A 24,732-nucleotide genomic window follows, 5' to 3' on the forward strand; every position below is an offset into this window, starting at 1 on the left:
ACACGGAAAGGGCCGCATATGCACGAGCAGACAGACGTCGTCATCATCGGAGCCGGCATCGCCGGCCTGATCACCGCCCGCGAACTGAACCGCACCGGACTGCGCACCGTCGTCCTGGAAGCACGCGACCGGATCGGCGGCCGCACCTGGACCGCTCACCGTCTCGGCCGGGATGTGGAGATGGGCGGCACCTGGGTGCACTGGGTCCAGCCACACGTCTGGGCCGAGATCACCCGCTACGGACTGGCCGTCACCCGCGGCCCCCGGGCCGAGGAAACCTACTGGCTCGCCGGTGACGACGTGCGCCGCGGCACCGCCGAAGACTTCATGCGGATGATCGACCCGGGCATGACCCGGCTGCTGGAAGACACCATGAAGTGGATCCCCCGGCCCGACGCGCCACTGACCGTCCCCCGGCTGGCGGAAGTCGATCAGTTCAACCTCCAGGAGATGCTGGACGAACTCGACCTGCCCGTCGGAGAGAAGAACGCCAACGAGGCGGCCTGGGTCGGCCACTTCAACGCCCCGCTCCATCTGTGCGCCTACACCAGTGCCCTGCGCTGGACCGCCGCCACCGCCGGATCCTGGCACCTGATGCACCAGGCATCGGCGATCTTCCGGCTGACCGGCGGCACACGCGCCCTGGCGGAAGCCATCGCCGCCGACGCCCACGCCGACGTCCGCCTGTCCTCACCTGTGCGCTCCCTCACCCACACCCCACATGGCGCGGAGATCACCTATGCCGACGGGCAGACCCTCAGCGCCCGCCGAGTGGTCATCACCGTCCCCCAGAACATCCTGCACCAGCTCGACATCACCCCCGCCCTCCCTGAGGGCAAACTCCGCCCCAGCCGGGAGAAGACCGCCTCCCGAGGTGTGAAGGCGTGGATCCGCGTCCGCGGCCCCGTCAAGCCGTTCTTCGCCTACTCCTCCCAGCACCACCCCCTCTCCGTGGTACGCACCGAGTACGCCGGCGAGCACGACGCGGTCCTGGTGGCCTTCGGCGCCGACGCCACCCGTATCGACGTCACCGACCCGCACGCCATCGAGGCGGCGCTGAAGGTCTGGCGTGCGGACCTGGAGGTACTGGAGGCCGACGGGCACGACTGGATGACCGACCCCTACGCCCAGCAGACCTGGCTCATCCAGCAGCCACGCCAGCTCACCCGCTACCACCGCGCCCAGCAGGAGAACACCGGTGTCCTGCACTTCGCCAGCAGCGACCACGCCAACCTCTGGGCCGGATTCATCGACGGCGCCGTCGAAAGCGGCACCCGCACCGCCCGCCAGATCCACACCGGCTGGGACCAGCAGCCCGCCACCGGTTGAGCCACTCCTTCCAGAAACCCTCGTGCCCAGCGCTCAGGAGCCCTCATGACCAGCACCGCCGTCACCGCCGCAACCTCCGTGTCCACCATCGACCCGGCACACTTCCGCTCCGTCATGCGCCACCTGCCCACCGGTGTCGCCGCCGTGTGCTCCACGAACCCGCACACCGCCACACCCTGCGGCCTCATCGTCGGCACCTTCGCCTCCCTGTCCCTGGACCCTCCATGGGTGACCTTCAGCGTCGCCCGCACCTCCACCAGCTGGCCCGCCATCGCCCGCAACGGACACTTCGGCGTCAGCCTCCTCGCCGATGGACAACAGCCCGTCTGCACCGCCCTCGCCGGCAAGAACCCCGACAAATTCCGGTCCCTGGAGTGGGAGATGTCCGCGTACGGCACACCCCATATCCACGGATCCCTCGGCTGGATCGACTGCACACTTCTCCACCAACTCGACGGAGGCGACCACCACCTGATCATCGCGGCCGTTCGCGACATCACCGCCGCCGGCAGCGGCGACCCGCTGATCTTCCACGGCGGGCGGCTCGGCAGCTTCCACGAAACCACCGCCGCCTGAGGCCACCTGAGGCCACCTGCGGTGGCCCGCCGCGGGCGGACCGTGTCCGGATCACCGGCGCCCGAGATCCGGTGGCGACGAGAGACAGCCCCCGGCGCACCGGATCAGGTGCGGCGAGGGCCGGTGGCATCGTGCGCGGCGGCGGTGAGCGCCTCGAGCAGGGCCTCAGCGGCCGCCGTGGGACGGCGGCGGGCGCTGACGGCCGATCACCGCGATGCTCACCGGCGCCACGCTCGCCGCGACCCTGCTCCAGATCTCCGCCACGGCCGTCGTCGCACTCGCCGCCGCCCTGGTCGCGCTGGTGTTCGGCGCCTTCGCCACGGGACGGTCCGCGGTGCCCGGAGCCGATGTCGCCGTCGCCGCCGGGAAGGCCCGCGCGAGCGCGGCCTGGGCAACCGCGGATGTCAGACGCCGCCGTCGCTCGGTATGAAGTTGGAGTACTCCTCGATACGGGTGATCAGGTCGTCTTCGAAGCGGAAGTAGACGGCCGCGTGGACCTGGCCGCGCATACCGTTCTTGGTGGTCACGTGCACGACGTGCTGCTGGAGGACATCGCCGGGCCGGGAGAGCTGGCGGGTGATGTCGTAACGCATCGACTCGATGGCGTCGATCTGCCCCTCCATCCCCTTGATGTTCTCCTCGATCGTCTGCTCGCCCTTTCCGTCGTTGTGCCAGACGGTGGCTGTGGGCGCGCACATCGCCCAGTCGGCCTTCTCCAGGGCGCGGAGGTAGGTGATGGCCCCTGTCCTTGAGGTCCTGGCTCACGGTTTTCGTCCTTCTGAGGAGGTGGGCTGTCCGGTGGTCGGGTTACTTCGCGCCGGTCGTGTCGTAGATCAGGGCCCGCTCTCCGGCTCCGACACGCATCGGCAAGTGGTTGCCGGGAGGCGAGAGCGGACAGGTGAAGACGGCGGGCCGCAGGTGGTGGTGGGAGAGAGTGGCCTTGTTGAAGTCGACCGGCAGTGTGCTGCCGGGCTCCAGGAGGGGCAGCACCAGCCAGCGGCCGATCTCCGGGGTCCCGTCGCCGTTGGTTTCGTCGGTGAAGACCACCAGCCGCTGCCCTGGCATGTCCTCGAGCACGGCCAACACGTACTCGATGCCGTGGATGGTGACGACGAGGTCGACGGGCGCCGAGATGGCTTCCGTGCTGCGCGGAGCGGTCAGCCGTCCCACCTCGATACGGCGGCCCTCCGGCACCGCCCGGTAGCTGCCTTCGAACACCCATGAGGGGTCGTAGGGGTAGGTGTCGATACCGCTGAGGCCGGAGCGTTCGACGGCCGCGTGGTCCATGACGACCAGTCCGTAGGCGCCGTTGCCCCCACCGGCGAAGCCGACGCGGCCCTCCGGGAATTCCAGGGGGCGGCCGGCGGGCACTGCGGCCGTTCCGGCCACCGTCTCGCCGTCGACCCTCACGCCGTCCGCGGCCGTGGCCGTCACGGTCAGGGCACCGGTTTCGTCGGTGCTCCACCGCCCCGGAACACCGGGCAGCGTATGCATGCCACGGCCGACGATCTTGCCGTTGGTGACGACCTTCGCCTTTGCCGTTCGGGCCGGCGACCTTCTCCCAGCGGCCTTGACGCCATGCCGTGTACTCGCCGGGCGGATCGGCCGCGGCGGAGCTGTCGGCCGGTCGATCGGCGGATGTCCGGTGTGCGGTCATGAGAGCGCTCCTTCCTCACCGCCGTGCACACCCCCTGTCGTATGGGGTGTGCACGGCGACCGTGCCGCGGAGCGGGACTGCGCGAGTTCTGACACCCACGCTATGAGCCGCATGCTCCAGGCGCATTGAGTATTGTGCCTAAGGCAAGGAGAACGGCGTGAGCGCTGCCTGGCGAGCAACCGTGCGCGGGTGCGCCGACCGCTCGCCGACGGCGGGTGGATCAGCTGTCGCGGCGGGCGGCCCAGACGGTGCGCTCGGTGCGCACCGTGAGGTCGCCGCGGCGCAGGATGCTGTGGGAGCTGTCGGTGTCGAGCAGCCGGTCGAGCGCGGCCAGGTCCTCGGCCGGGAGCGCGTCGGCGACGCTGTAGCGGACGCGCCGCAGGCTGCCGAGGGCATACGCGCCGACCGCCGCGCTGCGGGAGCCCTCGATGTGCACGGTGAGGGTGCGTTCGCCGTCGAGGGTGAACCCGGCGTCGGTCAGCTTCGGTCCCCATGCGGCGCCACGGTGGGGCACATGCTCGGCGTGGAAGCGCTCGCTCGCGACGTGGCAGCGTTCTTCCAGACCGGGCCGGTCCTCCGGGGCGTTCGCGGGCAGGAAACGGGGGAAGCCGGCCAGCTCGACGACCGCGAACAGTCCGCCGGGCACGAGCAGATCGTGGACCTTGCGCAGTGCGCGGTCGGGGTGGGCCATGTGATGCATCGAGGCCGAGGCCCACACCAGCTCCGGCGTGCCGAGGTCGGGCCAGTCGGCGTCGTCGAGGTCGGCCCGCACGGTGCGCACGCGATCATCCACACCCTGGGCACACGCCTTCTCCCGCAGGCGCTGAAGGTGTCGGTCCGAGGAGTCGACAGCGGTGATGTGTGCGTCGGGGAAGCGGTCGAGGAGGGCGAAGGTGCCGGCTCCTGTCCCGCAGCCCAGATCCACGATCTGACGAGGGGGTGTCCGGACGGGCAGCCACGCGGTGATGGCGGCGATGTGCTCGACGAGGACCTCCGCGTCCAGGTCGAGGATCTCCGCCTGGTCCTCCTGGCCGTCCTGGCTGCCATGGCCGTCGTGCTGGTGATGGTGGCCGTGGTGTGCGCTGTGCTGGTGTGTGTGTGGGTGAGGCATGTCGTCACGCTAGGACGGTCCATGCGTATGCGACACGATCTCTTGCCGTATCGGCAAAGTAATCGTCATGGGCGGTGCCGAGCGCGCAAGCGCCGACCGCAGCGGGAGGTCACGTACGGGGACGGGCTGACGCGCCCCCGTTGTCGGAGCGTTGGGGACCGCCGTCGCGTTGGTGACCGCGTCGGGTGTCGCGGTCGAAGATGCCCAGGATCTCGCACGGCCCTCCCTCGGCACCGAGGGCGTGCGGCAGCATGGTGGGGAACTCGGCGGCCTGGTTGGTCTCGATCCGGAAGCGGCGGTTGCCCAGCAGCAGGACGGCGGTGCCGGACAGGACGACGAACCATTCACGGCCCGGGTGCGCGCGCATGCGCGAAGGACTGTCCGGCGGCGGGTTCGTCATCCGCTGACGCACGACGCTCATACCGGGCTCGGCCTTGATGGGCCAGCGCATCTGCGAGTGGGCAGCGTCGATCATCGGGCTGGAGACGACGTCGTCCGTGGCCGTTTCGACCAGCTGGTCGAGGGAGGTGTCCAGCGCGCGGGCGAGGGTGACCATCTGGTCGAGCGCCAGGCGCCGCTGGCCGTTCTCGATACGGCTGAGCGTGGACGGGCTGAGCTTGGCGCGGGAGGCCAGCTCCTCGAGCGACCAGCCCTGCGCCACCCTCAGGGCGCGGATCCGTTTGCGTACCAGGCTGTCCAGATCGCCTTCGTCTTGCGTCATAGGCAACATTGTATGCGCATGGTGCAAAGAGTGCTTAGCGTCGTGTGCGGACGGCCCGGAACAGCTGGGTCCACACCTGAACGGAGGGTACGAGGACATGCCCGTGACGACTGCCGCGTACGCGACCGACACACTGCCGGCCGGAACCGTCGACGCCGTGGTGATCGGCGGCGGTGCCGCGGGGCTGAACGGTGCGCTGATGCTCGCCCGCTCCCGCCGCTCGGTCGTCGTGATCGACAGCGGCACCCCGCGCAACGCGCCCGCCGAGGGCGTGCACGGCCTGCTCGGTCTGGACGGCACCCCGCCCGCCGAACTGTATGAGCGGGGCCGGGAGGAGGTACGCCGCTACGGTGGCATGATCGTCTCCGGCGAGGTCGTCTCCGCCGAGCCGGCCGCCCCGTCTGCCCCGTCTGCCCCGTCTGCCTCGTCCGCCGAAGGCGACCCGTCCGCCGGGAACGCCCCGTCCGCCGAGGCCACCCCACCCGCCGGGGGCGATCCGCGCTTCACCGTCACCCTGGCCGATGGCCGCACCCTGACGGCGCGCCGCCTGTTGGTGGCCACCGGCCTGCGCGATGTGCTGCCCGACGTTCCCGGTCTGGCGGAGCACTGGGGCCACGGCGTGGTGCACTGCCCGTACTGCCACGGCTGGGAGGTGCGCGATGAACCCATAGGGGTGTTGGCGGTGGGCCCGGCCTCGGTCCACCACGCGATGCTGTTCCGGCAGCTGACCGACGACCTCATCTACTTCACCCGCGGCACCGAACTGGACGAGGACACCCGTACGCGCTTCGCCGCACGCGACATCCGCATCGTCGACACCCCGGTGGTGGAGGTCGTGCGGGCCGACGACGGTGGCATCGCGGGTGTGCGGCTGGTGGACGGCCAGGTCGTCGCCCGCAGTGTGCTCGCGGTCGCCACCCTGATGCGGGCCCGCACCGAGGGCCTGGAGGGTCTCGGCCTGCCGATCGAGGACCTGCCCGATGGCATGGGCCGCCGTTTCGCCTCCGGCATGGCCGGTGCCACCGACGTCCCAGGAGTGTGGGTGGCCGGCAACGCGACCGATCCAACCGCCCAGGTCGGCGCCGCCGCCGCGGCCGGCGCCCTGGCCGGTGCCCACATCAACGCCCTCCTGGCCATCGCCGACACCGACGCGGCCCTCGCCGCGGCCAAGAGCGGCGCCACCGCCGTCTGACGTCCGCCGGGCGCGCTCGAGCCTTCCCCCCCTTCACCCCCTTCTTTCATCCCCGTCCCGGCAGCCGGACACGTCCGACTGCCGAACTCGTCATGCCCTTTTGACTCGTCATGCCCTTTTGAGAGGAATCCATGAGTACGAACCAGCCCGCACGGGCGGCAGCCGCCGAAGCGAGCGACACCGCCCACGGCGGAGGTGTACCGGACGCGCGTCAGCTGCGCACCATTCTGATCGCCGTCTGTATCGCGTTGATGGCCGTCATCGCCTCGGTGTCCGGACTGAACGTGGCCCAGCCCGATCTGGCCGTCGCGTTCGACGCCTCGCAGAGCACGATTCTGTGGATCATCAACATCTACACCCTCACCCTGGCCGCGTTGCTGCTGCCGCTCGGCGCGATCGGCGACCGGCTGGGCCGTAAGCCCATGCTGATCACCGGCCTCGCCGTCTTCGGCGTCGCCAGTGCCATCGCGGTCCTGGCCCCGTCGGCCGAGGTCATGCTGGCCGCACGCCTGCTCAGCGGCGTGGGCGCGGCGATGATCATGCCCATCACCCTCGCCGTGATCACCTCCACCTTCCCCCAGGAGGAACGCGGCCGGGCGATCGGTGTGTGGACCGGCGTGGCCGGCGGTGGCGGCATCCTGGGCATGTTCCTCTCCGCCGCGCTCGTGGACGTGGCGAGCTGGCGGTACCTGTTCGTGCTGCCCATCGTGCTGGTGGTGGTGGCGCTCGGCATGGCGCTGCGTTCGGTCCCCAACTCGCGCGAGCGCTCCGGGCACCCCTTCGACACCGTGGGCGCGCTGACCTCCGTCGTCGCCGTGGTCGGCCTCATCTTCGTCCTGCAAGAGGGCCCGGAGCGCGGCTGGAGTGCCCCTGTCACACTGGTCAGCCTCGCCGTCGGGCTCATCGCCACCGCCTGCTTCGTGGCCTGGGAGCTGCGCCGCCGGGACGCCGCCCTGCTGGACGTACGCCTCTTCCGCGAGCGCGGCCTCGCCGGCGGCTCGATCACGCTGCTGACCGTCTTCGGTGTTCAGGCGGGCATCTTCGTCGTTCTCTTCCCGTTCTTCCAGGCCGTGCTCGGGTGGTCGGGCCTGCTGTCCACACTGGCGCTGATGCCGATGGCCGTGCTGATGATGATGGCCTCCGGCCTCGCTCCCAAGCTGGCCGTGCGCATCGGCCCCCGCTCGACCATGGCCACGGGCATCCTCCTGGCCGGAATCGGTCTGGCGCTCATGGCTGTCATCGTCTCCGTCGACGGCGGCTACCTGTCCATCCTTCCCGGCATGCTCGCCATGGGCATCGGCATGGGCCTGTCGATGACGCCCTCCACCGAGGCCATCACCGGTTCCCTGCCGCGCGAGCGCCAGGGTGTCGCGTCCGCGCTCAACGACGTCACGCGCGAGTTCGGCACCGCTCTCGGCGTCGCCCTGCTCGGGGCGCTCCTGTCGGCCGGCTACCGCGGCGCCATCGGCGACAGGCTCGACGGCATCCCGCATGGCGCGGCGGACGCCGCACGCGAAGGCGTGGCAAACGCCGTCGAGGCCGCCAACGGCGCGGGCTCCCACAGGCAGGCGCTGGTCCACGCCGCGCGGCAGTCCTTCGTCGACGGCTGGCAGCAGGCCATGTGGGCAGGCGTCGCCGTCATGGGCGCCCTGCTCCTCTACATCCTCGCCCGCGGCCCGAAGAACACATCCCCCGTACCGGCGGACGACGCGGGAGCCGCCGAAACCGTCGTCTCCCGATGAACACGTAAGAGGGATGAGAGCCGGGGTCAGTGGGTGAAGGCGACAGACGCCGCGAGATTGGCTTACGGCCTGCCCAGTACAGCACCCGCGAACAGACCCGCCGGCTCATCGACCTCCTCATGGACGCCCTGACCAAGGCCGCTGCCGACTGCTAGCGTCCGGCCCGTGAGCGACAGCGTGTACGTGGGCAATGCGGGCAAGGACGCGGCCTTGGACCGGGGATGGCTCCTCGGACACTTCAAGGACGTTGACGATCCACGCCACAGCGGGGAAGTAGAGATCAAATGGGGCGTCCACCCGCGTGGCGACAAGCGATTGGAGTGGGTGGAGGGCGAGGAACGCAATGCTCTCCTGGTCCTCATCAGCGGCCGATTCCGCGTCGAGCTCCCCGGCCGCAACGTCCTTCTGGAAGAGCAGGGTGATTACGTCGTATGGGGGCGCGGCGTCGACCATTCGTGGTTCGCGGAGGAAGAGTCGGTGGTACTGACCGTGCGATGGCCGTCCGTGCCCGGCTACGCGGTGGCAGGGAAGGGCGGGGCGCCACTGCCGCGCTGGGCACGCACGACCGATGGTCGGTCGGCCATGGTGGCAGCGGCGTGTTCTCGAAAAGTCACCGCCATCCGCTGAAGACGGGGGAATCACCATGACACGCGATCCCGGCGAAAGACTCACCGTGGCGGGCCTTGGCATGCCCGAGGCGACAGGGAGCCGCAGGATGGACTGGGCTGCGATGCCACGCGAGGCGACGGCTCGGATCGAGCGGATGCTCGGCAGTCCCGTAGCCCACGCGATCAGCCAGCGGGGCGGGTTTTCCGAAGGGCTCGCCGCACGCGTGCGCCTGGAGAACGGCAAGCGTGCGTTCATCAAGGCGGCCAGCTCGCTGATGGCACCGGCGGAGGCGGACTTCCACCGCCGTGAGATCGCGGTGTCCGAGCAGCTTCCCGGGGAGGTACCGGCCCCGCGACTGCTCGATGCGTATGACGACGGCACCTGGGTGGTGCTGGCCTTCGAGGAGATCCCGGGACAGCTGCCAGCGCAGCCCTGGCGACGGGAGGAACTCAACAGAGTGCTCGCAGCCGTCACCGATATGGCAGAGGTCCTGACGCCCTCGCCCGTGAATGAGGCCATCTTGAGCAGGCCGCGCTTCGGAGGATGGCTGGCGATGGCGCACGATGCCGCTGTCAGAGGCAAGGTCGGGGAGCTGTCACCGTGGGCGGGCCACCATTTCGGCCGACTCGCCGCCCTGGAAGAGAACGCCTCGCTGCATGGCGCCACGCTCCTGCACGGAGACTTGTACCCGTTCAACATCATGCTGACAGCGGACCGTGTCTTCGTCGTCGACTGGCCGCACGCCTGGGTCGGCCCCCGCCACTGTGATGCGGTCACACTGATCTCGAGCGCGTCTCTCAGCGGCCTGGACCCGCAGCCGATAGCCGAGAACCACCCGCTGACCCGCGACCTTGACCCCGTTCAGCTCAACGAAGTGCTCGCCTTGCACGCCGGATTCCTCCTGCGGACCGCTGCCGGGGCCGGACCGGACGCCGATCCCCATCTCATCGCCATGATGACCGCGCTGGGCCTCGCCTCGCTGCGGTGGTTGCGGAGGCGGATGGGGGACGTGGGCGGCTGAGCGGGTAGTCGCCCTCGCTCCAACTCCCCGCTCCTGGACGCGAGCTGACCCGACGGTAGGCTGCGGCGGTGGCCTCGGTTGAAGAGTTTTGGATGATCGATGAAGGCTTTCCGGTACGTGGCAAAGGGCGCCCCGCTGCAAGTTGCCGAGCTGCCGGATCCGGTGGCGGACCCGGGCTGGGTCGTGGTGGATGTCGAGGTCGCCGGGCTGTGCCACTCCGACGTCCATATGATCGACGGCCTGATCGAACCGATGCGCCGCCCGCCCTTCACCTTCGGCCACGAGGTCGCGGGCATGGTCTCCGCGCTCGGCGAGGGGGTGGAGGGCTATGCGATCGGCGACCGCGTGGCCGTCGCGATCATCGCGCATCCGGAGGTCCAGGCGTCCTACGCGCCGGGCATCGGCGTGGACGGCGGCTACGCCGAGCGACTGGTGGCCCATGCCTCGACCCTCGTGCCGCTGCCCGACAGCGTCTCGACGGTCCATGCGGCCGTCGCCACGGACTCGGTCGTGACCGCCTATCACGCGGTCCGTACCGAGGCCCAGGCCAAACCCGGCGATGTCATCGCCGTCGTCGGCCTGGGCGGCCTCGGCCTCAATGGAGTCCGTACGGGAGTGATCGCGGGGGCCACGGTCTATGGCGTGGACATCAACCCCGACACCTTCGAGGCCGCCGGCGCGGCGGGCGCCCGTGAGTGCTTCACCGACGTGGCCGCGCTGGCGGACCTGCGGCCCGACGCCATCATCGACTTCGCGGGCATGGGCTCGACGACGTCCGACGCGATCGACGCCGTACGCCGTCTCGGCCGGGTGGTCGTGGTCGGCCTCGGCACGAAGACCACCACGTTCTCCAACGGCAGCCTCATCCGCAAGAGCGTGCGGCTGCGCGGTTCGTACGGTGCCAGCAAGGACGAATACCGCCAGGTCCTCGACTTCATCGCGGCGGGCCGGATCGAGCCGATCGTGGAGGAGATCCCGTTCGCCGACCTCAACGAGGGACTGGACCGACTCCGCCACGGCAAGGTCCGCGGCCGCCTGGTCACCCACCCGAAGGGCTGACGGCGCGAGGGCTGACCGCGGGCGCCGACTTTCCTGGGCCCGGCGGCAGGATCCACTCGCCCCCTGGTCAGGGCCGCGGATTGGCGTCGTGGGTGAGGAGGGCGAGCTGGACGCGGTTGTCCAGGCGCAGTTTGGTCAGGGCGCTGGAGAGGTGTGCCTTGACCGTGCCGAGGGACAGGTGCAGGCGGGCGCCGATATCGGTGTTGGACAAGCCTTCGGCGACCGCCTCGGCCACCTCACGCTCCCGTGCGGTGAGCAACGCGAGCCGCTGCCGGGCGTGTTCGGCCCGGTCGCCCGGTCCGGCCGCCGCGTGCTCGATCAGGGCGCGCGCGGCGGACGGCGACAGCGCGGGCTCGCCGCGGGCGGCCCGTCGTACCGCCTCGACGATGTCCTCGGGCGCGGCGTGTTTGGCGAGGAACCCGGCGGCGCCTGAGCGCATCGCCTCCAGCACCAGGCGGTGCTCGTCGAAGGTGGTCAGCACGATCACCTGCGGCGCCCGAGCATCGTGACGGGTGAGTGCCCGGGTGGCCGCGAGGCCGTCCATGACCGGCATACGGATGTCCATGAGGACCACGTCGGGTTTGTGTTCACGGACCGCGGCGGCCGCCTGGGCACCGTCCGCCGCCTCCGCGACGACCTCGATGCCGTCCGCCCCGCGCAGCATCATCGTCAGTCCGGTCCGTACCAGGGGGTCGTCGTCGGCCAGCAGCACTCGGATCATGGCGTCACCTCTCGGGCCACGGTAGCCGGGCGCGCAGTGTGAAGGTGTTGTCGGCGGCGGTGTGGTCGAGGGTGCCACCGTCGAGGCGGACGCGTTCGGCGAGCCCGGTCAGACCGGCGCCGGTGCCCGGGATCGCCTCGCCGGTGTCGGCGGTGGCGGGCGAGGTGGGCAGCCCGTTGCGGACCTCGACGGTGAGGCCGGTGCCCGGCCCTCCGGTCAGGCACACGCTGACGGGTGTACCGGGCGCGTGTTTGCGGGCGTTGGTCAGGCCCTCCTGGGCCACGCGGTAGACGGTCCGGTGCAGTTGGGACCGCAGTTCGCGGACGGCGTCGGCGGTCAGCTCGGTGTGGAAGTCCACCGGCTGGCCCGTGGCGCGGGCGTCCGCCACGAGACCGTCGATGTCCTGGATCCGCGGAAGCAGCGACACCGGCTCGCCACCGCCCTCAGCGTGCAGCAGGTGCAGCACCTCCTGTAGCTCCTCCACGGCCTCGTGCGCGTTTCCCCGGATCACCTCGGCGCTCCGGGCGACCTCGGTGCTGTTGAGCGCGGGTCCGGCGCCGGCCTCCGCCTGTCGGGTGCGATAGGCCAGTGCGCCCGCGTGCACGGAGAGCAGGGAGATGCGGTGTGCCAGCACATCGTGCATCTCACGGGCGATGGCCTGGCGTTCGCCACGGCGGGCGTCGGCGAGTCTGCGCTCGTGTTCGGCCCTGGCCCGCTCGGCGTCCACGCGCAGCCGCTGGACGAGCAGCCGACGGGAACGCAGGGCATGGCCCCAGGCGAAGGAGGCCAGGAGGTAGGCCAGGCAGAACACGGCGTCGAACCACAGGTCCTCGGCGTGCCCCGACGGCAGCAGGCCGGAGGGCACCATGCACACCACGTACGCGGCGAGCATCACCAGCGCCCGCCGCCAGCGGAGGCGGAGCGCGACATTGGTGACGATCACCGCGCCCGCGGGCAGAGCGCTGGTGGCCAGCGCCACCGCGGGCAGCCCGATCAGGGCCACGGCGAGCGGGAAGCCACGCCGCCACCACAGCGCGAGACAGGCCACGAGCCCCAGCAGCGGGTCCAGTTCGGCCGCCCAGCCCGGCAGCTCGCCCTGCTCCTTCACCACGCCGAGGACGACCATGCCGAGGAAGACGGCCACGCAGAAGAGCACCGCGTCCACCACCCAGTCACGCCAGGTGCGCCCGGCGCGGAGGGCGGGGTCGAGGCCGTTGGTCATGGGGTGAGGGTATGCGGGCCGCGCAGGGCAGCGGTATCGGCCCACCGGCCAGGTCGGCCTCGGCCACCTGGCCGAGGCGGATGGCGCCGATGGTCGGCGTGGCGTCAAGGCCATCGGTCCGGGAGGGCATGCCGGGTCGTTCTTTCGGCGATGGCGATAGGTCCTTGGGCCTGTCTCCTCATAGACCATCGGCGAATGGTGCCGACCGCGGTGACCCTTCAGGCTGCTGCCATCCGGAAGAACGGGAGAGAACCAGATGGGTGCAGCCCAGATCAGCAGGGCGCGGTTTTTGCAGCTCACAGGGGCCGTCGCCGTCGGCACGGCACTGTCCGCCGGGCACGCCGCCGCGGCGGGGCGGTACGAGGGGACACACACCAAAGTCCATGGGAGGCGGGCGGGAGACGTGGACCCGGGCGGTGTGCGATATCGCGGGGTCGTCTACGAAGTGGGAGAGGGCGAGACGCCGGCGACGGCATGGAATCCGGCTCGTACCCGGGCCGATCTGCGGGCGATTCGCCACGAGTTGCACGCCGACACGGTGAAGATCACCGGCGATGGTGTCGAACGGCTCACCCGCACCGCGGCCGAGGCGGCCGAGAGCGGTCTGCACATATGGCTGGAGCCGACCCTCGGCGATATGCCCGCCGGGGACATCCTCGACCACCTCGCGGAGACCGGACGGTTCGCCGAACACCTGCGGCGGCAGGGCGTGCGGGTGCATCTGAACGTGGGCTGTGAGTTCATGTTGTTCGTGCCCGGGATCGTGCCCGGCGCCACCGCGGTCGAACGGATCGAGAACCTGGTCAAGGGCAACTACGACCCGGTGAAGACCGCCCAGCGGCTGCACCGGTTCACCACCCGCGCCGCGGCCGTCGGCCGCTCGGTCTTCCATGGGCCTCTGTCGTACGGGGCCGCGCAGGACGAGGACGTGGACTGGGACCTGTTCGACCTGGTGTGCATCGACTACTACGGCTGGTTTCCCCACCGCGCCGGACACGTCCGGGAGCTGCGCCGGTATCAGCGTGACGGCAAGCCGCTGGCGATCACCGAGTTCGGCTCCTGCACCTTCGAGGGCGCGCCGCGCCTGGGCGGCATGGCCTGGGACGTCGTCGACTACACCACGACACCGCCGCGGGTGAAGAAGGAACTGGTGCGCAGCGAGCGCACCCAGGCCGCCTACCTGACGGATGTGCTGGACGTGTTCGAGTCGATGAACCTGTACGCGGCCATGGCCTACACCTTCATCACACCCGACGCCCCACACCGCCGTGAGCGACAACTCGACCTGGATATGGCCAGTTACAGCTTGGTGAAAGTGATCCCGGACCACCCGGCGGATCCGGACTCCGCCTGGCACTGGGAGCCCAAGGAATCATTCACCGCCCTGGCCGACGCCTACGCCCGCCACCGACGGCGCCCCTGAGACTCCAAGTGGCGGGATCCCCCCTCCGGAAGCGTCATGTCGGTCGTTGTGCGGAGTCGAACCACGCCGCGACGCGGGTGATGGCGCTGCCGTCGGGGGTGAGTTCGATAACATCGGCTGCGTTGACCTCGAAGGCGTTGCCCGCCGTGGTGCGACCTCGGAACACCATCTCCACGAACACGATGGTGCCGTCGACAGCCACCCGCACAACCTCGTCGTACGTCTCGGGCAACGCCCCCATGGACTCGCGCAGTTGCTTGGCGATCCGCGCCGAGCCATGCGCCGTCCGCACGCCGAGCGTCCAGAACTCGGCGTCGTCCGTGAAACAGGGAGCGATCGCGGCCCAGTCCCGCGCATTGACGGCGGCAATGTACCGGTCCACCACGGCGGGCAATTCCGCGTCTCGTGTCATGTCGATACCTCCAAGCGGTCGTGGAACAAGTGACCTGGGCTCGACCCGAGAAGTGACCCACGTCCTATGGGAGTTGCCCAACGGTACCCGCACCGCACGCGGGTGAAGGTGTCCGTGCTGAGGACGTCGTTGATGGTGCTCCGGTGGTGCCGCGGGCGTAGAGCATGACGTTGGTCGACGAGGAACCCCCGAGTGTCTTCCCCCTCGGCCAGTAGAACGTCCGCCCGGCCGCCTCCTGCTCGACGGTCCGATAGTCCCAGTCGACCTCGGAGTGGAACAGCAGCCCGAGCCCCGCCGGCGCCTTGATGTTCTCGTTGGTGTCCGCTCCCCCGGCCTCGAGAAGAAGCACCCGGACGCCGGGCTCCTCGGTCAGCCGGGCGGCGAGGACGCTCCCGGCGCTCCCCGCCCCCACGATGACGTAGTCGAACGGGCCCATCGGCGTCCCACGCTCCATGCGCCCAGAATCGCAACCGCCGGCACCCGAGCCGGACGGACACGCCATCGTCGCCCTCAGCACCCACAGCGGTCCCGCCGACAGGCGCAAGGGGCATCTGGGCGCGCCCGGGGCCACGGACGAGCATGCGCCCGGCTCTGCCATCGGACCGTGCCGTAGATCACAGAGAAAGGGTGACAGGATGTTGTCGCGGGCAGCTGCGACTGTCGACGGTATGACGATCACAGATGAGGACTGCCTCACCGAGACCCTGGCCTTCAACAAGCAATTCGAGGCGGCCGCGGCGAGCCGTCCGCCTCGCGAACAGACACCGAGCTCGGCCACGCCGGCGCTCCTGCGGCGTAACCGGCTGGGCGGCGACACCCCACCGGTGCGACTGGAGCACGGCCAGGACCGCGTCATCGAGGGCGGGGTGAAAGTCCGGACGTTCGTGCCGGACCGGATCGACGGTGTGTATCTGCACATCCACGGAGGTGGCTGGGTGCTCGGCTCCGCGGACGGCCAGGATGAAAAGCTCTGGCGGCTGGCCGTGGAGGCGCGGCTGGCCGTGGTGAGCGTGGATTACCGGCTTGCCCCGGAACACCCGTTCCCCGCCGGGCCCGATGACTGCGAGGCGGCCGCCCGGTGGCTGGTGGAGCACGCCGTGGCCGAGTTCGGTACCGAACGGCTGCTGATCGGCGGTGAATCGGCCGGTGCCCACCTCAGCGTCATGACGCTGCTGCGCCTTCGGGACCGGCATGGCATCACCGGCGCGTTCCGGGCGGCCCATCTGCTCTTCGGCGTCTACGACCTGTCGATGACGCCGAGCCAGCGGTCGTTCGGCCCACGGCCGCTGCTGAGCAACACCGAGTCGCTTCGGGGCCACTATGAGCAGTTCACACCGCAGATGGAGGCGGAGCAGCGCCGGGACCCCGAGGTCTCGCCCCTGTTCGCGAACCTGACCGGTCTGCCACCCGCCCGTATGGTCGTCGGCACCGAGGATCCGCTGCTGGACGACTCCCTGTTCCTGGCCCAGCGGTGGCAGGCGGCAGGCGCTCCTGTGCAGCTCGGCGTCGTCGCCGGTGCGATGCACGGCTTCACCCTGTTCCCCCTCACCATCACCGAGCGGGAACAGCGGCGGGGGCGGGACTTCCTGGCCACCGCGTGACGGTAGCGTCGGCCTGATGAACCGCACTGCCCGGCTCTACGCACTGGTGGAGGAGTTGCGCGCGGCGGCGCCACGGCCGCTGACGGTCGCGACGCTCGCCGCGCGATTCGAGATCGGCACCCGCACGGTACAGCGCGACCTCCAGGCGCTGATGGAAACCGGTGTCCCGGTGCGCACCACGACCGGGCGGGGCGGGGGCTGGTCGATCGACCCGAAGATGACCCTGCCGCCGATCCACTTCACCGCCGATGAAGCCGCGGCACTGACCGCAGCGCTCGCCGCGGCCGGCGCCTCCGCCCCGTACGCCGGTGCGGCCCGCACCGCGGCCCAGAAGATCGCGGCCTCGATGACCGGCCCCGCCTCGGCGGCGGCGCGGGAACTCGCCGCACGGATCGTCGCACTGCCGACGCGTACGGACTCCGAGGTCCGTGCCGCGGTGGAACAGGCCCTCACCGACAACACGGTGCTACGGCTGTCCTACACCGACGCGGCGGGACGCGAAAGCAACCGCATCGTGGAACCGGCCGGACTGCTCACCGCCGAAGGCCGCTGGTACCTCATCGCCTGGTGTCGCACACGGCGCGCCGGCCGAGGCTTCCGGCTGGACCGGATCACCACGGCGGCTCCGACCGGCGAGCAGGCACAGCCCCATGTCCTGACCGACCTGCTGCTCGGCTCGAGCGCGGCCGGTGCGGTGCCTCCCGCCGCACTGGCTTCGCTCACACCGCCACCCTGACCATCGACGAAGTGGGAGATCAGCCACTGGTTCCGGCTCATTGGCGCATGGCAGCACGCATCAGCTCCTCGAGGTCGCGTTCGCCTGCCGGTGTCTGCGCCCCGTCGCGCAGTCCTCGGCCCATCAAATGCTGAACAGCGGGCAAAGCAATCTGAGTGGCCCACGCCTCGTTCTCGCGGAGGAGTCCGTCCGTGATGTGTTCGGCAGGCAATGCGCGCTTGGCCGCTTCGATGACACCATCGGGCAGGGCAGCGATATTGCGGGCGATACGGTCGACGTAATCATCGAGTTGGTCGGCCGGCAGAGCCCGGTTGATCCAGCCGTAGGACGCTGCGGTCTCGGCATCAAACAGGTCTGCGGTGAGCACCACCTCCAGCGCACGGTTGCGGCCCACGCGGTTACGGAGGTACTGCGTTCCGCCTCCGCCGGGGACGATGCCCATGAGTGCTTCGATCTGGCCGATTCCGGCGGTCTCGGCAGCGGCGAATGCCATGTCCGCCGCGGCTACGAATTCCGCCCCGCCTCCACGGGCCTTCCCGGCCAGCTTCACGATGGTCACCTGGGGCTGATGGCGGAGGAGCTCGCCCAGGGCCTGGAACACATTGACGTCCGCCGGAGCCGACGCGGCGAGCTGCTCCAGAACGTCCATCTTCTCCCCGATCCGCATATCCACATGCGCGAGGAAGAACTCCGGGTCGGCGCTGGAGAAGACGACCACCCGAACCGATGAATCGCCCCTCAAGGCGTCCAGCGCGGTGCGGAGCTCGCGCATCATCGTCGCGTCGAGCACGTTCACCGGTGGATTGTCGAGGACGATCCGGGCGACGCCGTCTTCGATGCCCATATGCAGGGTCGAGTAGACATGGGTGGTCAAGAGGTTCTCCATCAGTAATCGATAGGGATGTAGGTTTGCGATGCATACCTACCGTCGGCGACGCCACTGGGACCGTCAAGAACGCACTTTGGGAGAACCAAGGATCATGAGGGATACCGACCCGCACGGCGTTGACGCGGGAACACGCATCGTTTTCCGGGCGGACTGCCCCAGCCGGCCGATCCTCGACCAGATAGCGGACAAGTGGTCGATGATGGTCATGGCGCTTCTGGAGCAGCCCATGCGGTTCAACGAGCTGAAGCGCCGCTTGGAAGGTGTGACGCAGCGCGTCCTCACTCAGACACTGCGCCGTCTTGAGCGGAACGGCATGATTCAGCGGAAAGTACTGCCGACTTCACCGGTCGGCGTCGAATACTCGCTCACGGCGCTGGGTGAGTCCCTGCGGGAGCCTTTCGGGCATCTTTACAGCTGGACTGTCGAGCACAGCGAGGAAATCCAGAACTGCCGGCGGGCGTACGACAGCAGGGCTGACGCATAGCCGCACGGCGCCGCACGCGGTCGGCGCCGTGCACCGAGCACCATGCACCGGCAGCCGGCACCCACTCCTCATCCGCCCGCCGGCACAGCTGAGTGGCGCGTTCAGATGGTCTTGACGGCCCCCGCATCGACGAACCAGTTCGCGCCGATCGCGCTCGGCATGGTCGGGGAGGCCAGCAGAAGCACCGCCCGGGCGATCTCGGCGGGGTCGATCAGGGTTTCGGTGAGCATCCCGTTCTGCTTCGGCAGGCTTGCCACCAGCATGTCGTGGTCGATACCCGCCCTGTCCGCCACTTGCGCGATGTATCCGTCCGTACCCGTCACCAGGTTGGTGCGCGTGGCTGACGGCGACACCGCGTTGACGCGTACCCCGGAGGACGCCACGCGCTCGGCGAGCTGTCGGGTGAAGGCGTTGAGGGCCGCCTTGGCGGTGGTGTAGGGCAGCGGCTCCGCCCCCGGCCGGCGGGCGCTGTCGGAGCTGATGTTGACCACGGCGCCCCTGGCCTCGATGAGCGAGGGCAGGGCGGCGCGGATGGTCCATACCGCCGCGTCGAAGTTGAGCGCGAACCCGGCCGCCCAGACGTCGTCCCCGCCGTCGAGCGGATCGCCGAACGCCTCGTCCGGCACGACGCCGCCGCCGGCGTTGTTGACCAGGACATCGAGCCTGGGATGGGCGGCCAGGACGGCCTCGACCATGCGCTGCGGGCCGTCAGCCGTGGAGAGGTCGGCGGGAACGAAAGCGGCTCCGGTGGCCTCGAGCTCGGGCGTGATGCTTCGCGCCGTCGCGGTCACCGAGGCCCCTTCCTCCTGGAACGCCCGAACGATCGCAAGGCCGATGCCCCTGCTCGCCCCGGTGACCAGGACGCGCTTGCCCGCGAACTGAAGATCCATGACGTGCTCCTGTGCGAGAAGACTCAAGCGCCATAACTGAAACACCACTGCCTCATTTCGTCAATAACTGCGCCATCGATGTCTCGTTTACCGTCGCCGAGGGTAGGGTGACACTCCGACGAAGGAGGAGGTTGCATGGGCGGGAACACCCCTTCCCGGCGGATACGCGCGGACGCCGAACGCAGCACGGCCCGCATCCTGGAAGCAGCCGAGACCGTGCTCGCCGAGGACGCCAACGCGTCCCTGGAGCGGATCGCGGACGCCGCCGGGCTCGCCCGCGCCACCGTCCACCGACGGTTCGCTTCCCGCACCGCGCTGCTGGACGCGCTGGCCGAGCAGCTCAGCCGGCGCTACCTGCTCGGTCTGGCAGAAGCACGGGTGGAGACCGCGCCGCCCCTTATCGCGCTGCACCGACTCACGGAGATCGTTTTCGACCTCAAGCTCAGCCACCGCTTCGCCGTCCAGCTCAGCGCGGCCATCACGCCGGCCGTTCTCGACGGCCTCGACCTGCTCTTCGCCCGCCTGCGCGACACAGGAGCGATCACCGCGGTGGACCCCGCTTGGTGTCGCCGGGTCTATCTGGCCCTTCTCCACGAGGTCCATGACCTGCCCGCGGACTCCACGACCCTGGCCTCCTCGGCCACCGGAGACGAGACCGAGGCGAAGGTCGATCTGCTCGTCCGAACCGCGCTCGGCGCGCTGGGCGGCAGCCACGACGCGACGACAGCCCTCTCACTCACATGAGATCGGGGTCCCGCCATCGCCGCGGCGACGGGCCTCGAGGGGCATCGGCTCGGGCAGCCAGTCGTCCGTGGTCGGTTCAGCGCCGGTGGCCGAGCCGGAGCCTCAGCTGTTGGCCAGGGTGCGGTCCAGGAGGGGAAGCAGGCGGTCCCAGTGGCGCTTCAGCCCGGAGGCGCTGAAAGCGTCGGTGTCGGACATGGTGAAGCCGTGGCTGGTGCCGGGGTAGATCTCGGAGGTGTGGTCGACACCCGCGGCATCCAGGGCCCGGTTGAGCTCGCCGAGGGCTTCGGGTGTCATGTCGCTTTCGGCGTGGCCGAGGTGGACCTGGGCGGTGAGCTTGGCGAGAAGGTCGGGCCTGTCGGTGTCCACGGGGGCGTGGAATCCGGCGACGGCGGCCACCTGGCCGGGGTGGGCCGCGGCGGTGCGCATCGCCAGAAGGCCACCTATGCAGTAACCGGTCACCGCGACCGGGCCGGCGGCGACCTCGGGCTGGGTGGTGAGGAACCGGAGGTAGGCATCGGCGTCGCTCAGGACACGTTCCGCGGTGTGCGCCTCGATCAAGGGCATCAACTGGGCCATGACCTGGGGCCGGGTCTCTGCTCCGATGTGCTCGGGAAGTTCGATCACCGGTGCCGGGCCGTGCCGGTAGAAGACGTTGGGGACGAGCACGTAGTAGCCGTGCCCGGCCAGTTCGTGGGCCATCTCCCGCAGCACGGGCCGGATGCCGAAGCCGTCCGCGTACATGAGCACCCCTGGGTGCCGCTCGCCGTGGTCGGGGAGGGCAGCGAATGCGTCGGCCTGACCGTCCGCGGTGGGAATCCGAAGCGTCTTGGTGGGCATGAATCCTCCTGTCGTGGTTGATCTGTCGAACCTGTGATCAACGCGACGGAGGCGGAGCCCGCGCGGCAGCGCCAGGCCCTCGATCGAACAGCGGGCCCGCATCGGCCCGTTCGGCGCTCAGAAGAGCACCGGGTCACCAATCCGTGTGTGGCGCGAGGCCGTCCCGGTATTCATCGCCGCGCAGCGTAGCCCACCGGACCAGGCCGACGCCAGCACGCGAGTCCACCGTGCGGTTCGCGAGGATGATCTCGGCCAACGCCTCGGGCCCTGAACCCGGTCGACGCACTGCCCGTCAATCGAGAACGGGCGTCGAGACGCTGTGTCGGTCTCCAGCGCAGCGGCGTCGCAGTTGCGCCCCAGCCCCCTCGAAGCCGCTGTCCTGACCTCGGGCCGTTCAGGCGTGTTCGACGCCCACGACCGGGCGGCGAACACGCCGAGGTGACGGTTCAGCGCTCAAGTGCCGCATCGAGGTGGGCAAGCAGTGCCCTCAGGCTTGTCAGCTGCTGCGAGTCGAGTGAGCCGAAGAGCCGGCGCAGGGTGTGTGTTCCTGCCTGTTCCGCGGCCGCCAGCGTTGTGCGGCCTTGGTCCGTCAGGGACACGGTTTTGCGGCGGCGGTCGTCGGCGTCCTCGGCGCGGGCAACCAGGCCGATGCGTTCGAGGCCCGCCACCATCTGTGTGACGGAACGCGGTGCCTGACCGAGGGCATCGGCGAGCTGGGCCTGGTGCAGTGCGCCGCGTGCGGCCAGCACCTGGAGGACTTTGGTACGGGACAGGGACAGTCCCGCGGCCGACAGCATGGATCTGTCCACTTCTTCCCGTACGCCGTAGGCCGCGGTGAGAAAGGACAGTCCTACCTGTTCAGGGCCACCGCCGACGGTGATCGCTTCATGCTCGCTCATGGTGTCAGGTAGCCTCCCACAAAGAAGTAGTGAGGTACCTCATGAATGGAGCGTGTCATGAACCGTCCCGTCGCCCTGATCACCGGAGCCACCTCCGGCCTGGGCCGTATCGCCGCTCTGGACCTGGCCGGCCGCGGCTACCGCATCGGCGTGGTGGCCCGCTCCCGCGTCAGGGCCGACGCGCTCGTGAGCGAACTCGAGGCGGCGCTCGGTGACGCTCCGGTCGACGTCTTCCACGCGGACCTGAGCCTCATCTCGCACGCCCATCGGGTCGGCGAAGAGATCGCCGCGCACTATCCGCGGGTGGACGTGCTGATCAACAACGCCGGGCTGCACGCCTTCTCCCAGCGCACCACCGCCGAAGGCTTCGCGGAGATGACCGCGGTCAACTACCTTGGCCCGTTCGCACTGACCCACGCACTGACCGGCAGGCTTCTCGCGTCGGCGCCGGCGCGGATCGTCAACGTCGCCTCCGAGGCGTCCCGGCAGGCCAAGACGATCACGCCGACCGAGGACCTGCGCCGCGTCGACCCCTACACCCGACGGGAGTCGATGGCCCTGTACGGACGGACCAAGCTGATGACCATCATGTGGACGCAGGAACTGGCGCGGCACCTGGATCCCGCGAAGGTCACCGTCAACTGCTGTGATCCCGGCTTCAACGCCACCGGTCTGGGGCGTGACCTGCCCGGCTCCGGGATCCTGCAACGCGCTTTGAACACTCTGCGCATCGGTGACCCGCGCAAGGGGGCCGGCATCATCGTTCGGCTGGCCACCGACCCCGCGTTCGCACACACCAGTGGCGGCTACTTCTCCGTACGCGATGCCCGGCCGCTGGAGTGCCCCGAGCCCGGCCGGGATCCTCGCGCGCAGAAGCGACTGCGGGACGAGACCGCGACGCTGCTGTCCGCCCGCACGGCTGACTGAGACCGGCGGATCGTCTCTTCACCGGGCATCCCGGCCGCCCGCGCCCACAGCAGTCAGGCGGGCTGATCCGGCGAGCGGAGCACGCCACGCTCGCGCAGTTGGGCGAGGTGTTCCAACCCACCGGGCCGGTACAGCGGCGCCGCCTCGATGCCGGCCTCAGCAGCGCTCACCCGGTGGACGCTGTCCGTCTCAAGCTGGGCAGCGTCAGAGGGCTGAGGCTGCGGACCGTGACCGAGCGGCCTACGCGTGATGCTCATAGCAGCTGATCGTATGTCCCCACCCAGGCCGACCGCGCCATCTCATACGGATCCGCTCGATGTGAGCCGACCAGTCCGACGCGGCGTCACGCTGCGGCGGACGCCCGGGGGGGGACGATTCCTCGGTCTTGCCCAGGACGGAGGAGACCCGGTTAGGGAGTTCACCATTAAGGCGTTAACTGTTACTGTCGAGGCATGGACCAGCCGGAACACGCTCCTACCCGTCCGCTTGAACAGCTCAAGATCATCAACTGGGCTCAGGTGCGGGCCGGACAGGATTGGATTCGCTCCCGAGGACTCACCATGCAGCAAGCATTTGTGCTCAGCTACCTCGCCGATAGCCCCGGGGCCATCCAGCGCGACATCGCGCAGGCGACACGTACGACCGCGGCGAATGTCTCCGGCGTCCTGCGTGGGCTCGAAGCGCGGGATCTCGTTGAACGCCGCTTCGAAGACGGCGATGAACGCAGCAAACGCGTCTTCGCCACCGACGCCGGCATTGAGCTCGTGGCTGGACGTGAGGAGGCGATGATCGCTGTGGACGAGTCGATCCTCGCGCCGCTCACCAGGTCGGAGCGCGCCGCCCTCCAGACACTGCTCGACAAGATCACCGCTGATCTGCCGATCCTGGGCGACTCGTGACGCGCCCGGCCGAGACGCCAAAACCACATCCCGTTCCCCACCGTGTCGGCATCGGCCGACGCGCGCTCGAACCCGCCCGGACAAGCGCGTCCAGCAAGTAAAGGTGCCCTCATCAAGACGCAAGCAGACAGGACACTGACCATGATCCGCGTGGTGTGCGCCCTCGGGCGCGTCGAGTTCGAACGACCGCACACCGCCGAGGGCGACCCCGACGCCGGGCGTACGCTCGTACAGGGGCTGCAAGCGATCGGGCCGGGCGGCGAGCCCAGTGACATCTCCCTGTCACTGGGACTGTTGGCGCCCCGCGCCCCGTACTTCGACCAGCTGGTGCTGGACGCTGTCGAGGCGGGGATCCTCCAGGTCGTAAACCTCGGTGCCGGCTACGATGACCGCGCTCTGCGGTTCCGGCATTCCGGTGTGCGGTTCTTCGACCTCGATCTGCCTGACGTCGTTGCCGACAAGGCTCGTCGGCTCGAAGTGATGGACACCGACACCACGCACATCACCCTGGCCGCAGTGGACTTCGGAACCGCCGATGTCGCCGAGGTCTTGGCTCACGCGGGGCACGACGCCCAGCAGCCGACCCTCTTCATCGCCGAACATCTTGTTCTGTTCCTCGAACCGGGCGGCGTCGAGCGCCTCCTCGCCGGGGTTTCCAGCCGCGCCGCGAGTGGGAGCGCCCTGGCCATCACCGCCGAAGTGCATCCTGCCGGACTCGAGTCCGGCCTCGTCGTCTCGACCGTGGACGATGTGATGTTCAGCGGTGCCGGTCCCCTGCACACGATCCGATCCCGCGACGCCTGGTCGGCACTCTTCCAGCAGAACGGATGGCAGATCGAGGACGCCGACGAGGTGACGGCAGTCAATCACTTCGAGCTTCCAGTAGCCGGCCAGTCCGTCCAGATCCAGACGCAATTCGTCACCGCGACAGTGTGACGCGTACGCGGTCCATGCGGAACGAGTTGCGGTGAGCGGAACCCCACCGCAACTGATCCGCCCACCGTAGGCAGCCGCCCGCCGAAGCCGCCGTC

General features: G+C 69.6%; 28 protein-coding genes. 16 read left to right on the forward strand and 12 right to left on the reverse strand.

Translation table 11 applies throughout. The features are described from left to right. Window positions 1-18 precede the first annotated feature (18 nt). The 3 genes from NQU54_RS03400 (at window position 19) to NQU54_RS03410 (ending at window position 2,335) form a co-directional block, all read left to right on the forward strand. On the forward strand, window positions 19-1,329 hold the full coding sequence (locus NQU54_RS03400) for a flavin monoamine oxidase family protein (protein WP_257629681.1): 1,311 nt from the start codon (window positions 19-21) through the stop codon (window positions 1,327-1,329). Between the two features lie 45 nt (window positions 1,330-1,374). After that, complete coding sequence (locus NQU54_RS03405; protein ID WP_257629682.1) at window positions 1,375-1,905, forward strand: flavin reductase family protein; 531 nt, start codon at window positions 1,375-1,377, stop codon at window positions 1,903-1,905. A gap of 214 nt (window positions 1,906-2,119) precedes the next feature. Continuing rightward, window positions 2,120-2,335, forward strand: a complete 216-nt coding sequence (locus NQU54_RS03410) for a hypothetical protein (RefSeq protein ID WP_257629683.1) — start codon at window positions 2,120-2,122, stop codon at window positions 2,333-2,335. On the opposite strand, the gene NQU54_RS03415 is transcribed toward NQU54_RS03410, so the two are convergent. The 4 genes from NQU54_RS03415 to NQU54_RS03430 all read right to left on the reverse strand — a co-directional run bounded on the left by NQU54_RS03415 (window position 2,310) and on the right by NQU54_RS03430 (window position 5,394). Next, a complete protein-coding gene (locus NQU54_RS03415) occupies window positions 2,310-2,603 on the reverse strand; it encodes a nuclear transport factor 2-like protein (RefSeq protein WP_257629684.1) in 294 nt (97 codons plus the stop codon). The two genes, NQU54_RS03410 and NQU54_RS03415, sit on opposite strands and share 26 nt — an antisense overlap. A gap of 109 nt (window positions 2,604-2,712) precedes the next feature. Beyond that, the gene (locus NQU54_RS03420) at window positions 2,713-3,399 is read right to left on the reverse strand and encodes a DUF1684 domain-containing protein (RefSeq protein WP_257629685.1); all 687 of its coding nucleotides are present in this window, start codon (window positions 3,397-3,399) and stop codon (window positions 2,713-2,715) included. 383 nt (window positions 3,400-3,782) lie between these two features. After that, a complete protein-coding gene (locus NQU54_RS03425; protein ID WP_257629686.1) occupies window positions 3,783-4,673 on the reverse strand; it encodes a class I SAM-dependent methyltransferase in 891 nt (296 codons plus the stop codon). Between the two features lie 109 nt (window positions 4,674-4,782). Beyond that, a complete protein-coding gene (locus tag NQU54_RS03430; protein WP_257629687.1) occupies window positions 4,783-5,394 on the reverse strand; it encodes an XRE family transcriptional regulator in 612 nt (203 codons plus the stop codon). Window positions 5,395-5,491: 97 nt separating this feature from the next. On the opposite strand from NQU54_RS03430, the gene NQU54_RS03435 reads away from it, so the two are divergent. From NQU54_RS03435 to NQU54_RS03455, 5 genes are all read left to right on the forward strand, one after another. After that, on the forward strand, window positions 5,492-6,586 hold the full coding sequence (locus NQU54_RS03435) for an NAD(P)/FAD-dependent oxidoreductase (protein ID WP_257629688.1): 1,095 nt from the start codon (window positions 5,492-5,494) through the stop codon (window positions 6,584-6,586). A 131-nt stretch (window positions 6,587-6,717) separates the two neighbouring features. Continuing rightward, the gene (locus NQU54_RS03440) at window positions 6,718-8,328 is read left to right on the forward strand and encodes an MFS transporter (RefSeq protein WP_257629689.1); all 1,611 of its coding nucleotides are present in this window, start codon (window positions 6,718-6,720) and stop codon (window positions 8,326-8,328) included. Between the two features lie 165 nt (window positions 8,329-8,493). Beyond that, window positions 8,494-8,955, forward strand: coding sequence for a cupin domain-containing protein (locus NQU54_RS03445; protein ID WP_257629690.1), 462 nt, complete (start codon window positions 8,494-8,496; stop codon window positions 8,953-8,955). 88 nt (window positions 8,956-9,043) lie between these two features. After that, the gene (locus NQU54_RS03450; RefSeq protein WP_257629691.1) at window positions 9,044-9,958 is read left to right on the forward strand and encodes a phosphotransferase; all 915 of its coding nucleotides are present in this window, start codon (window positions 9,044-9,046) and stop codon (window positions 9,956-9,958) included. Between the two features lie 99 nt (window positions 9,959-10,057). Then, complete coding sequence (locus tag NQU54_RS03455) at window positions 10,058-11,017, forward strand: zinc-binding dehydrogenase (RefSeq protein WP_257629692.1); 960 nt, start codon at window positions 10,058-10,060, stop codon at window positions 11,015-11,017. A 67-nt stretch (window positions 11,018-11,084) separates the two neighbouring features. Here the strand turns inward: NQU54_RS03455 and NQU54_RS03460 are convergent, their stop codons facing one another. Beyond that, on the reverse strand, window positions 11,085-11,738 hold the full coding sequence (locus NQU54_RS03460) for a response regulator transcription factor (RefSeq protein WP_257629693.1): 654 nt from the start codon (window positions 11,736-11,738) through the stop codon (window positions 11,085-11,087). A gap of 4 nt (window positions 11,739-11,742) precedes the next feature. Continuing rightward, window positions 11,743-12,960 (reverse strand): sensor histidine kinase, encoded by a 1,218-nt coding sequence (locus tag NQU54_RS03465; RefSeq protein WP_257629694.1) that lies wholly within the window; start codon window positions 12,958-12,960, stop codon window positions 11,743-11,745. A 256-nt stretch (window positions 12,961-13,216) separates the two neighbouring features. Here NQU54_RS03465 and NQU54_RS03470 point away from each other — a divergent pair, with 256 nt between their 5' ends. Further along, entirely contained in the window at window positions 13,217-14,383 is a 1,167-nt protein-coding gene (locus NQU54_RS03470; RefSeq protein WP_257629695.1) for a glycoside hydrolase family 113 protein, read from the forward strand. 34 nt (window positions 14,384-14,417) lie between these two features. On the opposite strand, the gene NQU54_RS03475 is transcribed toward NQU54_RS03470, so the two are convergent. Further along, complete coding sequence (locus NQU54_RS03475) at window positions 14,418-14,795, reverse strand: nuclear transport factor 2 family protein (RefSeq protein ID WP_257629696.1); 378 nt, start codon at window positions 14,793-14,795, stop codon at window positions 14,418-14,420. Window positions 14,796-14,859: 64 nt separating this feature from the next. Beyond that, on the reverse strand, window positions 14,860-15,249 hold the full coding sequence (locus NQU54_RS03480) for a GMC family oxidoreductase N-terminal domain-containing protein (protein WP_257629697.1): 390 nt from the start codon (window positions 15,247-15,249) through the stop codon (window positions 14,860-14,862). A gap of 214 nt (window positions 15,250-15,463) precedes the next feature. Between NQU54_RS03480 and NQU54_RS03485 the strand changes: the two genes are divergently transcribed. Together NQU54_RS03485 and NQU54_RS03490 are read left to right on the forward strand one after the other, a co-directional pair. Further along, window positions 15,464-16,396 carry an alpha/beta hydrolase gene (locus NQU54_RS03485; RefSeq protein WP_257629698.1) on the forward strand — a complete coding sequence of 311 codons (933 nt, stop codon included), beginning with the start codon at window positions 15,464-15,466 and terminating at the stop codon, window positions 16,394-16,396. A gap of 16 nt (window positions 16,397-16,412) precedes the next feature. Continuing rightward, entirely contained in the window at window positions 16,413-17,132 is a 720-nt protein-coding gene (locus NQU54_RS03490; protein WP_257629699.1) for a helix-turn-helix transcriptional regulator, read from the forward strand. Between the two features lie 37 nt (window positions 17,133-17,169). Here NQU54_RS03490 and NQU54_RS03495 read toward each other — a convergent pair whose 3' ends face one another. Further along, a complete protein-coding gene (locus NQU54_RS03495; protein WP_257629700.1) occupies window positions 17,170-18,018 on the reverse strand; it encodes an enoyl-CoA hydratase/isomerase family protein in 849 nt (282 codons plus the stop codon). Window positions 18,019-18,112: 94 nt separating this feature from the next. Here NQU54_RS03495 and NQU54_RS03500 point away from each other — a divergent pair, with 94 nt between their 5' ends. Beyond that, on the forward strand, window positions 18,113-18,505 hold the full coding sequence (locus NQU54_RS03500; RefSeq protein WP_257629701.1) for a winged helix-turn-helix transcriptional regulator: 393 nt from the start codon (window positions 18,113-18,115) through the stop codon (window positions 18,503-18,505). Between the two features lie 101 nt (window positions 18,506-18,606). Here the strand turns inward: NQU54_RS03500 and NQU54_RS03505 are convergent, their stop codons facing one another. After that, window positions 18,607-19,395, reverse strand: a complete 789-nt coding sequence (locus NQU54_RS03505) for an SDR family NAD(P)-dependent oxidoreductase (RefSeq protein ID WP_257629702.1) — start codon at window positions 19,393-19,395, stop codon at window positions 18,607-18,609. A gap of 135 nt (window positions 19,396-19,530) precedes the next feature. On the opposite strand from NQU54_RS03505, the gene NQU54_RS03510 reads away from it, so the two are divergent. After that, window positions 19,531-20,139, forward strand: coding sequence for a TetR/AcrR family transcriptional regulator (locus NQU54_RS03510; RefSeq protein WP_257629703.1), 609 nt, complete (start codon window positions 19,531-19,533; stop codon window positions 20,137-20,139). A gap of 102 nt (window positions 20,140-20,241) precedes the next feature. Here the strand turns inward: NQU54_RS03510 and NQU54_RS03515 are convergent, their stop codons facing one another. Together NQU54_RS03515 and NQU54_RS03520 are read right to left on the reverse strand one after the other, a co-directional pair. Beyond that, window positions 20,242-20,976 carry a dienelactone hydrolase family protein gene (locus NQU54_RS03515; RefSeq protein WP_257629704.1) on the reverse strand — a complete coding sequence of 245 codons (735 nt, stop codon included), beginning with the start codon at window positions 20,974-20,976 and terminating at the stop codon, window positions 20,242-20,244. A gap of 446 nt (window positions 20,977-21,422) precedes the next feature. Next, complete coding sequence (locus NQU54_RS03520) at window positions 21,423-21,875, reverse strand: MarR family winged helix-turn-helix transcriptional regulator (protein ID WP_102933322.1); 453 nt, start codon at window positions 21,873-21,875, stop codon at window positions 21,423-21,425. A 57-nt stretch (window positions 21,876-21,932) separates the two neighbouring features. Here NQU54_RS03520 and NQU54_RS03525 point away from each other — a divergent pair, with 57 nt between their 5' ends. From NQU54_RS03525 to NQU54_RS03535, 3 genes are all read left to right on the forward strand, one after another. Further along, entirely contained in the window at window positions 21,933-22,802 is an 870-nt protein-coding gene (locus NQU54_RS03525) for an SDR family NAD(P)-dependent oxidoreductase (protein ID WP_257629705.1), read from the forward strand. 452 nt (window positions 22,803-23,254) lie between these two features. Continuing rightward, window positions 23,255-23,701 carry a MarR family winged helix-turn-helix transcriptional regulator gene (locus tag NQU54_RS03530; protein WP_257629706.1) on the forward strand — a complete coding sequence of 149 codons (447 nt, stop codon included), beginning with the start codon at window positions 23,255-23,257 and terminating at the stop codon, window positions 23,699-23,701. Window positions 23,702-23,842: 141 nt separating this feature from the next. After that, on the forward strand, window positions 23,843-24,637 hold the full coding sequence (locus tag NQU54_RS03535) for a class I SAM-dependent methyltransferase (protein WP_257629707.1): 795 nt from the start codon (window positions 23,843-23,845) through the stop codon (window positions 24,635-24,637). The last annotated feature ends 95 nt before the right edge of the window (window positions 24,638-24,732 follow it).

The sequence above is a fragment of the Streptomyces malaysiensis subsp. samsunensis genome (genome assembly GCF_024519315.1).
Taxonomy (GTDB): Bacteria; Actinomycetota; Actinomycetes; order Streptomycetales; family Streptomycetaceae; genus Streptomyces; species Streptomyces malaysiensis.